The organism is Acinetobacter seohaensis (genome assembly GCF_056431365.1).
This window is the reverse complement of sequence record NZ_JBWKMK010000044.1, coordinates 1-14,351: the sequence shown is the minus strand read 5'-3', so window position 1 is coordinate 14,351 and position 14,351 is coordinate 1. Positions and strand designations below refer to the sequence as shown.

Here is a 14,351-nt window from a genome sequence, read left to right as displayed (position 1 = left end):
AGGGTGGATGCGGTAAAGGTCGCCCTAAGAAGCAGAAAGCAAGCGAAATCCGTGAGGAAGTCGCCTAAGAGCTTTGCTTTTAGAATCCCCCACTTGAGTGAAAACGAAAGTGGTGGGAGTATGTCAAATTCCATTTATTTACTTCAGATAAATATTGTGCTTCATCTTCCTGTTCATTAAACAGGCTGCGTTGGCTTGAAACAGCTAAATAATCGACCCCAAGATATTCATTAAAGACCAGTACACAGGCATAAATTTGGTCTTGTTCATATTGCTCATAGAGTTGGAAAAACTCTTGAATGAGGGGTTTTTCAGGTTCTGAATATGTTCTAACATTTTATCGGCTTACTTTTTATTTTGGGATTTATGTTTTGAGCAATTGTTGTTTATATTTTGCTCAACCTCATGATTGTGTCAAAGCTGAGAAAAATGTCAATAAGACAAAACAAATTGTAGTCAAAGCTCACTTAAGTTGTTAAATTGTAATTAAAATCAATTCATAGAGGTGGGCTATGAGTGAATTAAACAGTGCACTAAAAGAAGACCAATTCTATAAAACACTTTTGGAAACCACGAATGCAATTCCGTGGCAGATTAACTGGAAAACCAAAGCTTTTAGCTATATTGGCCCACAAATTGAGTCTTTACTGGGTTGGACGCAAGACAGCTGGAAAACTGCACAAGATTGGATTGATCGGATGCATCCTGAAGATCGGGACAAGACCGTGAATATGTGTGTGAGTCTGTCCGATCAAGGCACAGACCACGAAGCGGATTATCGTGCCTTAACCGCTACAGGAGATTATGTCTGGATTCGTGATGTGGTGCATGTGATTCGTGAAAATAACGAAACTGTGGCGATTATTGGGTTTATGTTTGATATTTCTGCGCGTAAACAAATGGAGTTGGAACTCGAAGCGTTGAGTCGCAAAAATCTGGCTTTGAGCTTACAAGACCCGCTGACCTTGGTTGCCAATCGAAAGGCGCTCAGTGAGCGTATAGAAAACGAATTTAAACGTGCTGTGCGTCATCAACATGCATTGTCTCTCTTGTTTATCGACATCGACCATTTCAAGCCTTATAACGACAATTATGGACATTTACAGGGTGATCATTGTTTGATTAGTGTGGCGCAGTTGCTTAAACAACACTTTGCTCGTGCATCTGACTTTGTGGCTCGCTTTGGTGGCGAAGAGTTTGTGGTGCTGTTGCCTGAAACACCATTGGCAGATGCTGTACAACTTGCTGAAAACTTTAGACAGGCAGTATATGCGCTGGAAATTCCACATACCAAGACAGGGGAGACGACCCAAGTTACTGTGAGTATTGGTGTAAATAGCTATCACCAAAATCAGCAGTATCACAATGTGGTCGATTTTCTGCATTCAGCCGATGAATTGTTGTATTTGGCAAAAAACAAAGGACGCAATCAGGTGCAGTATTTGACACAGTCTTTTGTTTAGTTGAAATCTAAAAAAACAGCAAGCTTCGTGCTTGCTGTTTTTATTCATGCGTTGAAAAATAATTTTAAATGAGCGGTTTAGAATTAAATGGCTTAAAAGTTTGGACGATAATCAAAACTTTGTGCTGCACCGTTGTCCCGAAAGGCGCGCACAGGTTTTTTCGCTGTGGTTGCAGTGTTAATCATGTTGTTAGGAAAGACCTGAATATAGTTATTAAATAACTCGACATTGCGGTTATAAATAGTAATCGCAGCACCGACATTTTCGTTCTGCTCATCAATTTCATGCATCATTTTTAAATACAGTTGGTCGGCTTTGAGTTCAGGGTAATTTTCGACCACCACATTTAAGCTGCGCATCAATTCTTTGCTCAAGGCTTCAACACGTTGTAATTGGCTGACATCGGCATTGTTGATGTTTAGGTTCATAATATTTTGGCGCAGTTCAGTCACTTTTTCTAAAGTGCCTTTTTCCATACCTGCATATTGTTCGACCACTGGCGCAAGTTCTTCAAGCGTTTTTAACTTCTGTCGTTCAAAACTGGTCACATCTGCCCAAGCGCGGATGGTGGCGTTGTGGTGGCGTACGATGTTGTTACGAATCATGATGCCCAGCATCACCAAGACGATGACAACCAAAAGAAAAATTGCGATACCCATGTTTTGCCCCAAGACGATTTTCTTAGTCCAGAAAATCAATCAAATCTGTCTGTAATTGTTCTAAATAAGGTAATTTAAAAGTGCGTAAGTGTCCACGCAATGCGGAAATATCTTGAATATTTTTTGCTTTACTGGAAATTTCAAACAAGTTGCGATTACCTAAAAAACAGAGCGTGTTCCGCTCAGGGTGAAATAACAAATCACCTTGCTGATGCTGAAAAAAATCATCCAGTTTTAACACCATTGCAGGGCTGAGCGTACGCGCCAGTTGAATTGCATCACTGCCAAAAAAGTTGAGTTTTTGATTCAGGCGAATGTCACTGGTATGCCACGGCACATGATAAGGCGCACCAAAGGTTTTATTGTTTGAGGTAACGGCTAAACCTTGTAGCTGCACATCAAAGACAAATACGCCCGATAAATGCCGCACCACTTCACGCACTTTATAGTCATTGCCATTTTGATCTTTAATGCGGGTTTCACTGACATAGCGATATTCAAAGACCAAAACCTGATGTTGCTTGCCTTGTTGATCTTGCCAAACAGTACTGGCGTAACGGCGAATTTCATTGGACAGATTCCCTAAATTAAACAAGGGAAACAGACTTTTTAAATGAGCAATCAAATAAACGGGTTGTAGGGTTCGGGCAAGATGTTGCGGTGGTTGCTGCCATGCCAGTTGATAGCGCTGTGCAATGCTTTCTTGTTCTAAAAAAGTGATGACTTCTTCAATGGGGTCGTCTTGTTCATAGGTAATAAATGCCCAGAAGATACAGCCTAACCCAATCAGCAAGCAGAATTGCAGCCAAATATTACTCGGTTGAATCAAGAGCAATAAACAGAACAACACACCTATAATGCCAAGCAGGACAGGCAAAACATTTTCAAACTTGAGGGTGATGTCATCTTGCCAAGGGTGTAAGCCATCTAAAATATCTTGATGGCTTTGTGCTTTTTTTCCAATATCCCATAACCGCGCGATATTACGAAATACCCGTTGATTCTTCTTGCGTCGAATATGAATGGAGTGTTGCACGGAATCGAGCGGCATGGCGGTTTCTTTTACAGTTTGAAAATTAAGTCTGAGCTTGATCAATCAGCATGGCATCGCCATAGCTAAAGAAACGATAGCGTTCCGCCACAGCATGTTGATACGCCTGCATGACATTTTCACGGCTTGAAAGCGCAGATACCAACATTAATAAGGTGGATTCAGGCAAGTGGAAATTGGTGATTAGACGATCCACCACTTTAAACTGATAACCTGGGTAAATAAAAATTTGCGTATCACCCGACCACGCTGCAAGTTTGCCTGCATGGGCTTGGGCAGCACTTTCCACGGCACGGGTGGCAGTTGTGCCCACTGAAATAACTTTGTTGCCTCGTGCTTTGGTTTCACGAATCAGCGCTACGGCAGCTTCAGAAACTTCACACCATTCACTGTGCATGATGTGATTGGCAATATCATCGGTACGTACAGGCAGGAATGTACCTGCGCCCACGTGCAAGGTCACAAAGGTTTTTTGAATGCCTTTATCTGCTAGCTGTTGCAGTAAGGCTTCATCAAAGTGCAAGCTGGCAGTGGGTGCGGCAACACTAGCAAGTTTTGTTGGGTCGTTAAATACGGTTTGATAACGCTCGGTATCAATCGCTTCTGCTTCGCGGTTAAAGTAGGGTGGAATCGGCAACTGACCGTAGGCATCCAATACGTCTAAAATAGGCTGCGAAAACTCGACAATAAATAAGTTTTCATGGCGACCTTGTACGGTCACTTTTACAGCATCAGGCCCAATAAACAGTTCTGCACCTGCTTTTGGTGAGTTGCTGGCTTTAATATGGCAATGGGCAATAAATTGATCTTGCAGACGTTCTACCAAGACTTCCACTGCACCGCCTGTGGCACGTTTACCTTTAAGACGCGCTTTCATGACTTTGGTATCGTTAAGTACCAGTAAATCGCCCGCTTCGAGTAAATTCAGTAAGTCGGTAAATTGATGGTCATGATACTGACCTTGAGCATCAAGATGCAGCAGACGAGAGGCGCTACGACTTGCTAGTGGGTAACGAGCAATGAGTTCATCGGGGAGATTAAAATTAAAGTCAGAAAGCTGCATGATAAAAACAAGTTAGAACACTGGGAAAACTGCGCCTAGTATATGCTTTTTTAGGTTTTATGGATGAAATTGGTCGATTATAAATCAAAAAAATGACAGCTGATTTAATTTTAAACAATTGCAAAAAACTTGCGTTGACAAGCTGTCAAAAAAGTTTATTATACCCATCAACACCTACCCGAGGTGGTGAAATTGGTAGACGCGGCGGACTCAAAATCCGCTGTCAGAGATGACGTGTCGGTTCGAGTCCGACCCTCGGGACCATATAAAGGAAAAGCCCTCAAGCATATTAAGACTTGGGGGCTTTTTTTATTGTCTGAACTTTATCCAATGATTTGAATATCCTTAAGTTTTTATATGAAGATTGTCGTTTGCTTCAATTTAACTTTTGGGACTCATGGATAAGAATGGGTATACAGAATAAGAAATAAAGATATATGTGAAGATATAGCTCACCTATTCAGTCTTTATCAATTTACTGCCAACAAAAAACCAGTGCTTTCACACTGGTTTTTTGTAGAACAGGCACTGAATCGTATCAGTGCGATGTCATCGCATTAAATAGTTTCAAGTGCAGCATTGAATGTTGCGCTTGGACGCATTACTGCATTCACTTTAGCTTGATCTACTGCGTAGTAACCACCGATATCAACCGATTTACCTTGTACTTCCGCAAGTTCAGCAACAATTTTGTCTTCGTTTGCAGCTAAAGCTTGTGCAAGTGGTGCAAACTTCGCTTTCAACTCAGCATCTTCGTCTTGAGCAGCAAGTGCTTCTGCCCAGAATTTTGCCAAGTAGAAGTGGCTGCCACGGTTGTCCAGTTCGCCAGTACGACGTGATGGAGACTTGTCGTTATCAAGTAATTTGCTGGTCGCTTGATCAAGAGTTGATGCAAGTAATTTCGCACGAGTATTATCTTCTTTAATACCCATTTCTTCTAAAGAAGCAGCAAGCGCAAGGAACTCACCTAATGAATCCCAACGTAAGTGGTTTTCTTCAACAAGTTGTTGTACGTGTTTAGGCGCAGAACCACCCGCACCAGTTTCGTACATACCACCACCCGCCATTAGCGGAACGATAGATAACATTTTCGCAGAAGTACCAAGCTCCATAATTGGGAACAAGTCAGTGAGGTAGTCACGTAAGATGTTACCTGTTACAGAAATGGTGTCTAAACCACGCGCAACACGCTCAAGCGTATAACGCATCGCACGAACTTGTGACATGATTTGAATATCTAAACCAGTCGTGTCGTGATCTTTTAAGTATTTTTGAACTTTCTTGATCACTTCGTTTTCGTGTGGACGGTACGGGTCTAACCAGAAAATTGCTGGCATACCAGAGTTACGTGCACGTGTTACTGCAAGTTTAACCCAGTCGCGAATAGGTGCATCTTTCACCTGACACATACGCCAGATGTCGCCTTCTTCTACGTTTTGAGTCATCAACACTTCACCCGTGTCAATGTCGGTGATGTTTGCAACACCTGCAGCAGGAACTTCAAAAGTCTTGTCGTGTGAGCCGTATTCTTCAGCTTTTTGCGCCATCAAACCTACGTTTGGCACAGTACCCATCGTACGTGGGTCGAAGTTACCATTCCACTTACAGAAATTGATCATTTCTTGGTAAATACGCGCGAAAGTAGATTCAGGCATTACTGCTTTACAGTCGTAAGGTTTACCGTCAGCACCCCACATTTTACCGCCACCACGAATCATTGCAGGCATAGAAGCATCTACAATTACGTCGTTTGGAGAGTGGAAGTTGGTGATGCCTTTTGCAGAATCCACCATTGCAAGTGCAGGGCGGTGTTCTTGGCATGCGTGTAAATCTTCGATGATTTCTTCACGTAAAGAAGTTGGTAAGGTTTCGATCTTTTCATAAAGACCTGCCATACCGTTGTTGACGTTAATGCCAAGTTCTTCAAACAATTTACCGTGTTTTTCAAACGCTTCTTTATAGTAAATTTTCACACAGTGACCGAATACAATCGGGTGTGAAACTTTCATCATGGTCGCTTTTACGTGTAAAGAGAACAAAATGCCTGCTTCTTTACAATCATCCAATTCTTTTTCATAGAAGTCGCAAAGCGCTTTCTTGCTCATGAACATAGAATCGATGATTTCGCCATCAAGTAACGCTACTTTTTCTTTCAATACAATGGTTTCACCAGAATGAGTGATGAGTTCCATTTTTACGTTACGTGCGCGGTCAAGCGTCATTGATTTTTCGCCATGGTAGAAGTCACCTTCATCCATGTGTGAAACGTGAGTTTGTGACCATTGCTTCCATTCACCCATAGAGTGAGGGTGTTTTTTTGCATAGTTTTTCACTGCAGCAGGTGCACGACGGTCAGAGTTACCTTCACGTAATACAGGGTTTACTGCTGAACCTAAGCATTTACCAAAACGAGCGAGTAAAGCTTTCTCTTCTTCAGTATCCGCATTTTCAGGATAGTCAGGAATTGCATAGCCTTTTGCTTGTAATTCCTTGATACATGCAATTAACTGAGCAACTGAAGCACTGATGTTTGGAAGTTTGATGATATTGGTATCTGGATCTTGCGTGAGACGTCCAAGCTCTGCGAGGTTGTCGGCTACCTTCTGTTCTTCGCTTAGGTATTCCGAGAATTCAGAGAGTACGCGTGCTGCTACAGAGATATCACTCTTGACAATCTCGATGCCAGCAGGCTTAGTAAAGGTCTCAATGATCGGCAGTAGAGAGTAGGTCGCCAACAATGGCGCCTCATCGGTCAGTGTGTAAATGATTTTTGACTTTCCACCAGCCATATATAGCCCCTTGCTTTGATTGAGTTTTTTAGGAGCGAGATGATGACTCAGCCCCTGCGAACCGATTTGCCTAATTTAACCTTGAGAGTATCGACTCTCTATGCATTTCAGTCAACGTAATTACAGTGATGACGCCATTTCGCTACGAAATGATGTGTCGCATTTGTGCGAGTCAAGACACGGCTTAATGTAAAAATGAGCCTATTTAAACCTAAAAATCGCCTTGAGTATTTACTGTTGAAATACTAATCAAATCGTATGATGAAGATATGACATCAAAAATATATGTATATTTTATTATAAATTAACCAGTTGAGGGTTCGACTTAAGTCGAATGTTTGATAAATAACCGATGAAAATGATAGGTAGATATATTTATTCTATTTATTTTATATGTTTATCAATATGTTGCTTCGGTTTTTTACAGTGTGATGCAATGTAAATTCTTGTATAGAAGTTGAGATTTTCTTCAAAAACGGAGGGAAATCTACAGATAAAAAGCCTGATTTATATTTTAAAAGTTTAGATCTATTTTTATGGTCCAAATTTTACATAAATAAGCGTATTTTTTAGCGGGTTTGTAGCACCGTTTGATCCATCAAAAATGATAATCAAGCATGAGCTAAACCCTTGTTAATCCATAGATGAAAAAATCAAGTAGTAAAGAAGAAATGCCGAGTTGTTACGCAGTTTTTTAAATTAGTTTGAAAGCTTGTGTTTTGTGTTAAAGTTTGTAGGTTAACTCTGGATTCAGTGGATGAGTTTTGTAGATAAAATAATTCATAGTGCGCAGCACACTTTAATCAACGAGGCAAAAATGAAAATACAGTTGCTGGAAATTGGTCCTGAAACGGAGCAACTCAGTGCTTGCACACTCTCGTTATTATTGGGTGTACATACGCCAAGTAACCAAATTGATGGTTTTTTGAAGTTTGCCCGTCAAATGCTGCAAGTCGATCATGCCATTTTGACTTTTAAAAATGAGCCGTACATCTGGTATTCCACCAATCAAGTTTTTAAAGCCTTTCGTGCCAACCCAAACGCACGGTTAGACGCTTTCTTTCAAGGTCAGCAACTGATTGAACCTCAACATCCTCAATATGCAAATTTTGTGCAGCACATCGCAAGTTTGGGGATAGAAGCCGCGCGCCTAATCGCACTGGATTTACTCAAAACCGATGGGGAGTCGATTGGGCAGTTGTTGTTATTTGATCATCGTGAAGAAGCGTTTAGTTTAGGTGCTTTGCCGACAGTGGCGGAGTTTGCTGCAGGTTTGGTGCGTTATATTGAATTAAAAGTTGATTATGCAAGCTTAAAAGAACTGTATGAACAGCAGTCTGCATTGAATTTTAGTAAAACCAAATTTTTCCAAATTATTGCGCATGATTTGCGCGCGCCATTTCATGGCTTATTGGGATTTTCGGAAGTTTTAGCGCAAGAGCGCGAAACTTTGGATGATTCTAGTATTCAAAATATTGCCGACTATTTATTCGACACAGCACAATCGACCTATAACTTGCTAGAAAGTTTATTGAATTGGGCGATGGCAGAGGGTGGACGCTTTGTGTATCACCCAATTAATTTTGAGTTAAAGCAATCGACCAAAATTGTTTGCGATGTGTTGAAAAGTTTGGCAATCAAGAAAAATATTGAACTGATTGATCAAGTTGAAGAAGGCATTAAAGTTTATGCCGACATCAATATGATTACCTCGGTGATTCAAAATTTGGTGTCGAATGCGCTGAAATTTACCTTTACCGATGGCACAGGCAAAGTCATTTTACGTGCAGAGCAAACAGAAACCAGTGTGGATATTTATATTCAAGATACGGGTTTGGGCATGACTGCACAACAACTCGAAACGCTGTTCGAGCCTAAACTTACTGTTAGTTTTAAAGGCACTGCAGGTGAAAAGGGTATTGGTTTAGGTTTGGTGTTGTGTAAGCGTTTTGTCGATTTGAACCACGGGCAAATTGTGGTGGAATCGAAAGAAGGTGTGGGAACGACTTTTAAAGTCNATACAAAGCAAGCAAAAGCCTGTGGATGTTTAAAATCATCCACAGGCTTTTTTTATCGTGATCAATTTAGATCAACTCTTGCATTATTGAATGTTTTGAATCGGACTACCACCCAACGCTTGCAATAAAGTCACATAGGCGTTGTATTGGTTTTGCTTGGTCTGCAATAAACTTAAACGTGCATTGCGGGTGGTTTCTTGTGCATCTAGCAGGTTTTTTAAGGCAATCGCACCATGCCGATAACGCACCTCAGTTAAGCGTTCAGTTTTCTCTGCCAGTGCTAAATTGCGGCTTTGCAGCGCGACTTGTTGATTCAGCGCGGTTCGTGCTGACAGTGCATTTTCGACATCGGCAAAGGCTTTATATAAAGTTTGTCGATATTGCACAATGGCTTTTTCATATTCCAAAGCATTCACTTTTAGATCGCGCTGCATATCATTCCATTGCAAAAATGGCAGGGTTAAACCTGCACCTAAAGTGGCAATTGGGTTTTTTAGGGCATCGCTTAAAGAGGTATGCGCGCCTGTACCGACACCTGTACTGAGTGTGCCTGTAAGACTGATGGATGGGTAATAACTGGCTCGATTGGCATCTTTATTGGCCAAGGCTTTACGTAATCGTAATTCGGCTGCACGTAAGTCGGGACGACGTGACAGCAGTTCTGCAGGTAAGCCAGCAGTAATATTCGGTAAACGAACAGCGGCTAAACTCTGTGGTTCATTGATATTCAACATTTGCACAGGTTGATGCAGTAAAACTGCCAAGGCGGTGCGTGTTTCAACTTTTTGCTGTGCAATTTGGCTCAAGGTTGATTTTTGACTTTGCAGGGCTTGTTCGGCTTGGTTTAAATCCAATCCTGAAACTGCACCCGCGCGATATTGCGCACTGACCAATTGATACGTTTTTTGCGTACTGGCAAGGTTTTGTTGTGCGACAACATAGCGTTCATTTAAATAACCCAATTGCCAATATAAATTGGCAGTGGTTGCAATCAGGCTTTGTGCGGTGGCTTGTAAGTCTTGTTCGGTGGCTAAGGCTTCCCAACGTGCAGCTTCAGTCTGATTGGCAAGTTTACCGAATAAGTCCAATTCATAGCTCAGTCCGGGATAATTCAGCGAAATCCCACGCGCTGTATCACCATTGCCCTCTAAACTAAATTGATGCCCTGTAGAAATACCTGCATTGCCAATCCGGACACCTTGCTGACTTTGGCTTTGTTTGGCTTGTAATCTGGCTTGTTGTAAATTCAGTCCTGCAACCGCGAGGTCACTGTTGCGCGCCAAGACTTGTTCAACCAATTGATTTAAAGCAGCATCGTGAAAGAGTGTCCACCAACGGTCTGTATTTAGTTGTGCAAGGACTTGCTGGCTTTTTTGCTGCTGCTCAAACTGTTGAGGAATATTTACAGCAGGTGCCTGATAAGGTGTTTTGACTACGGCTGCACAACCCACTAAGCTGCTGCCAAGAAAAAGCGCAGTGACGAGTTGGCTGAATTGTCGTGACTTCTGGTTAAATCGCATCATCATTCCTTACTCTAATTCCTTATTCTCTAGATAGCGCATCGACAGGGTTCAGTTGGGCAGCATTACGTGCAGGAATAAAACCGAACACAATTCCAATCAGGCTTGAACAGACAAAAGCGGCTACAATCGAGGTGGTGGAGTACGCCATTTGAAAGGTTCCACCTGCCACATGATTAATCAATTGCCCAATTCCGAGTGCGAGCAAGACGCCAAGTACACCGCCTAAAATACACACTAAAATGGCTTCAATTAAAAATTGCTGCAAAATATCGCTTTGTCGTGCGCCGACTGCCATGCGTACCCCAATTTCTTGGGTGCGTTCTGTGACAGAGACCAACATGATGTTCATTACGCCAATTCCACCGACCACCAGTGAAATCACTGCAATAGCAGAAACCAGTAAGGTCATGGTGGCGGTAGTTTGTTGGATGGTTTCACGGATACTGTCGGCATTTTGAGTAAATACATCCTGCGCACCATGACGCTGTACCAACAGACTTAGGATGGCATTTTCTGCTGCAGCACTTGGATATTCATCTTTGACTCGTACAATAATGCTGCGCACATGGCTTTGGCCAAGCATGCGGCTCATTACCGTAGAGTAGGGCAAATACACATTTAAGCTGTCGGCATTGCCCATCATGCTTTTTTGTTCTTCGACCACGCCAATAATACGGCTGGGTACGCTGCCCAATAAAATTACTTGCCCGACAGGGTTGCTGCCATCACTAAAAAATGTATTTTTGGTGTTGTGATCAATCACCACATCTTGCGCTTGTTCCAGCACGCTGTGTTTGTCAAAAGGCTGACCCGACTGGAAGTTCATGCCGCGCACATAGAAAAAGTCTTCGCTCACACCATTGACTGTGGCAGAAGCCTCGGTGTCTTTAAAACGTACTGTGACGTTGCTATTGACCGATGGGCTGACCCCATCCACATAAGGTTGTTCTGCCAAAGCATCGGCATCGGCAGGAATTAGGGTTTTAAGCTGAGATGAGCGCGAGGTATCACCAAAACCACGCCCCTGAAACACGGTAATGGTGTTGGTACCTAAACTGCTGATGTTCTCTAAAATTTGTTTCTGTGAACCATTGCCAAGTGCCACAACAGATACAACCGAAGCGATCCCGATAATAATCCCGAGCATGGTTAAAAAGGTGCGCATGCGATGCGCATTCATCGCCAGTAGCGCCATGCGGAACGCTTCACCTAAACGATCAAATACAGAACGCCAAGCTGAAGTTCTTTTTTGTGGTGAATGTTGCAAAGTTTGTTGGGTAATATCATCTTGATCGGCAGGTGTGTTGGGCTGATCAGAAATAATAAGCCCGTCACTGATTTCAATAATCCGTGTGGCATTTTTAGCGACATTATGGTCATGTGTGACCAAGATGATGGTGTGACCTTTGGTATTTAGCTCACGCAAAATCCGCATCACTTCAATACCGCTATTCTTGTCGAGTGCACCTGTGGGTTCATCGGCAAGAATCACATCGCCACCATTCATCAAGGCACGTGCAATGGATACACGTTGTTGTTGTCCACCTGAAAGCTGACTTGGGCGGTTTTGGGTTTTATCGGCTAGACCTAAGTCACTGAGCAGCGCAGTCGCGCGTGCTTGTCGTTCTTCAACATCGGCACCTGCATAAATTGCAGGCACTTCGACGTTGCCCGCAGCGCTTAAATCACCCAATAAGTGATAGCGCTGGAAAATAAAACCAAAATATTCACGACGTAGTTGTGCCAATTCATCGGCTTCAAGTTGTCGAGTTTCGCGTCCTTTGACTTTATAGCTGCCAGTAGTGGGTTGATCCAGACAGCCCAAAATATTCATGAGGGTGGATTTTCCTGAACCTGACTGACCCACAATTGCAACCAATTCACCTGGGTAAATCTTCAGATCAATACCTTTGAGAATCTGTACTGTAGATTCGCCCGCAGGGAATTCACGGGTCAGATTGGTGACCTCTAACAGAGGTTGTGACTGACTCATCTTACATTCTCACTGATGGACCAACACGACCACCACGCTTCGCCGCATCATTTGAGGTATCGGAACCATCGGCAATAATGACTTGATCGCCCAGTTTTAGGCCACGAATGACTTGTACCGTTGCACGGTTATTTAAGCCAAGCAATACCGATTGTGGACGAGCTGAACCATCAGCTTGCAGTACACGTACCATGCCTAAAGAGGCTTTACCTTGATCAACCAAGGCTTTTTCATTGGTAGTCAATTCCAAGCGGGCAGGGCGTTTGCTAGAACTGGCATCGGTATTGTCGCGCTCAGCACGTACGTTGCTGTCTGAATTATTGCTGTTGCCACGACTGCGTGAACGGTTTACACCTTGTACCGCAGCAGCAGGAATGGTCAGCACATTGCGTGCCTCTGCCAATACAATGGACACTTGTGCGGTCATATTGATGCGTAGCTTGCCGTCTTCATTTGGTACGTCAAATAAAGCGTTGTAGTACACGGCAGAACTTGAAGATGATGACGTATTGTTATTGCTTTCGGTATTGATGGATTTGGGTGCAGGTTCTACCTGACGTAAAGTAGCGTAATGTTTTTTCTCACTGTTGCCCAAGGTGGTGAAATAGACCGTTTGTCCCTCTTCGACCTTCATTACATCCGCTTCAGAAATTTCTGCTTTTACAGTCATGGTGTCAAGTTTGGCTAATTTAACAATCGTGGGCGCACTTTGATTGGCGTTCACGGTTTGACCTTCTTCGGTCACAATTGCGACGACAGTGCCATCCATTGGGGCAAGAATACGGGTATAACCTAAATTTTCTTTAGACGTGTCTAAAGTTAGGCGTGACTGTTCAATTTGAGCGTTAATGGCAGCAATTTCTGCTTGCGAAGTTTTATAGTTGGCTAAGGCAGTTTCAAGTTCGGCACGTGAGGTCGCATCTTGCGCATACATGGCTTGTTGACGCTGATATTCTGCTGCGACTTTAGCAAGATTAGCTTGTCGAACCGCCAATTGTGCCTGTTGGTTTTTAATGCTGGCTTGTGCTGTTTTAAACTCGTTTTCCTGTCGTACAGAGTCAATTTGGGCAATCAACTGTCCTTGTTTGACTTGATCGCCTAACTGAACATACATTTTTTTGACTTGACCTGAAACTTGCGCACCAACACTGACCATTTTGGTGGCTTCAAGTACGCCTGTTGCCAACACCGCACTTTCAATATCTCCACGGCTCACTTCGGCAGTAATGTATTGCGGTTGTTGTTCTTTGGGTTTTAAAAAATACCAAGCGGCAAATGCCAGCATCAGCGCAATGATAATTCCCACAATAAGTTTGGTCGATTTTATTTTTGGCATGAGTCAAAAAACAGAAAAAGAAATTAAAAGGATTATAGAAGTGAAATAAGGATAAATCGTGAATTTTTTGAAGAAACTGCAAATGAGAATTATTTATTAGTGGTTTGAGCTAGATTTAATACAGTCTGAGTACGGTATTACATCCATAAAAAAAGTGAAAATAGCATCTGTTAACGAGGTGGGGTAGTTTGTTTCATCTCTATGATAATTTTATGAATTTTTATGATAAATGCTGAAAAATACAACTATGGTCTAAGTTGCTTAAAAAACCTTATTTTCTATATGGATTTAAGAATTAAAAGCAGCTAGTATCAAATTCCATAAAATAACTAGGACTTACGCATTGACGGATTCAAAAAAGTATTAAAATACTTTATAAAGTATCTGTGATCAGACGAATTAAACATGCTTCTACAGCAACTTGTACATTACCCATTTATATGGGCTTTCTCATGA

10 protein-coding genes and 1 tRNA gene are annotated in these 14,351 nt (G+C 42.3%); 4 read left to right on the top strand and 7 right to left on the bottom strand.

Features of this window, described 5'->3' with window-relative positions; all coding sequences use genetic code 11:
* Positions 1-180, top strand: a 180-nt coding sequence (locus AC07E5_RS07500; protein ID WP_498625146.1) for a hypothetical protein, incomplete at its 5' end; no start/stop codon positions are given.
* Between the two features lie 332 nt (positions 181-512).
* The gene (locus AC07E5_RS07495; protein ID WP_346781527.1) at positions 513-1,463 is read left to right on the top strand and encodes a sensor domain-containing diguanylate cyclase; all 951 of its coding nucleotides are present in this window, start codon (positions 513-515) and stop codon (positions 1,461-1,463) included.
* Positions 1,464-1,555: 92 nt separating this feature from the next.
* On the opposite strand, the gene AC07E5_RS07490 is transcribed toward AC07E5_RS07495, so the two are convergent.
* Genes AC07E5_RS07490 through queA form a run of 3 tightly spaced genes read right to left on the bottom strand, consistent with a single transcriptional unit; the run spans position 1,556 to position 4,236 of the window.
* The gene (locus AC07E5_RS07490) at positions 1,556-2,122 is read right to left on the bottom strand and encodes a LemA family protein (protein WP_154320335.1); all 567 of its coding nucleotides are present in this window, start codon (positions 2,120-2,122) and stop codon (positions 1,556-1,558) included.
* Positions 2,123-2,144: 22 nt separating this feature from the next.
* Positions 2,145-3,173, bottom strand: coding sequence for a hypothetical protein (locus AC07E5_RS07485; RefSeq protein ID WP_179988694.1), 1,029 nt, complete (start codon positions 3,171-3,173; stop codon positions 2,145-2,147).
* 25 nt (positions 3,174-3,198) lie between these two features.
* Complete coding sequence (gene queA / locus AC07E5_RS07480; RefSeq protein WP_179990699.1) at positions 3,199-4,236, bottom strand: tRNA preQ1(34) S-adenosylmethionine ribosyltransferase-isomerase QueA; 1,038 nt, start codon at positions 4,234-4,236, stop codon at positions 3,199-3,201.
* Positions 4,237-4,413: 177 nt separating this feature from the next.
* On the opposite strand from queA, the gene AC07E5_RS07475 reads away from it, so the two are divergent.
* A tRNA-Leu gene (locus tag AC07E5_RS07475) sits at positions 4,414-4,500 on the top strand.
* A 293-nt stretch (positions 4,501-4,793) separates the two neighbouring features.
* On the opposite strand, the gene AC07E5_RS07470 is transcribed toward AC07E5_RS07475, so the two are convergent.
* Entirely contained in the window at positions 4,794-7,025 is a 2,232-nt protein-coding gene (locus tag AC07E5_RS07470) for an NADP-dependent isocitrate dehydrogenase (protein WP_004974956.1), read from the bottom strand.
* An 817-nt stretch (positions 7,026-7,842) separates the two neighbouring features.
* Between AC07E5_RS07470 and AC07E5_RS07465 the strand changes: the two genes are divergently transcribed.
* Positions 7,843-9,171 carry a sensor histidine kinase gene (locus tag AC07E5_RS07465; protein WP_498625148.1) on the top strand — a complete coding sequence of 443 codons (1,329 nt, stop codon included), beginning with the start codon at positions 7,843-7,845 and terminating at the stop codon, positions 9,169-9,171.
* Here the strand turns inward: AC07E5_RS07465 and AC07E5_RS07460 are convergent.
* Genes AC07E5_RS07460 through AC07E5_RS07450 form a run of 3 tightly spaced genes read right to left on the bottom strand, consistent with a single transcriptional unit; the run spans position 9,127 to position 13,895 of the window.
* On the bottom strand, positions 9,127-10,563 hold the full coding sequence (locus AC07E5_RS07460; protein WP_004974963.1) for an efflux transporter outer membrane subunit: 1,437 nt from the start codon (positions 10,561-10,563) through the stop codon (positions 9,127-9,129). The genes AC07E5_RS07465 and AC07E5_RS07460 overlap by 45 nt on opposite strands.
* Before the next feature lie 22 nt (positions 10,564-10,585).
* Positions 10,586-12,559, bottom strand: coding sequence for a MacB family efflux pump subunit (locus tag AC07E5_RS07455; protein ID WP_180080147.1), 1,974 nt, complete (start codon positions 12,557-12,559; stop codon positions 10,586-10,588).
* Between the two features lies 1 nt (position 12,560).
* Complete coding sequence (locus AC07E5_RS07450; protein ID WP_317097815.1) at positions 12,561-13,895, bottom strand: efflux RND transporter periplasmic adaptor subunit; 1,335 nt, start codon at positions 13,893-13,895, stop codon at positions 12,561-12,563.
* Positions 13,896-14,351 lie beyond the last annotated feature (456 nt).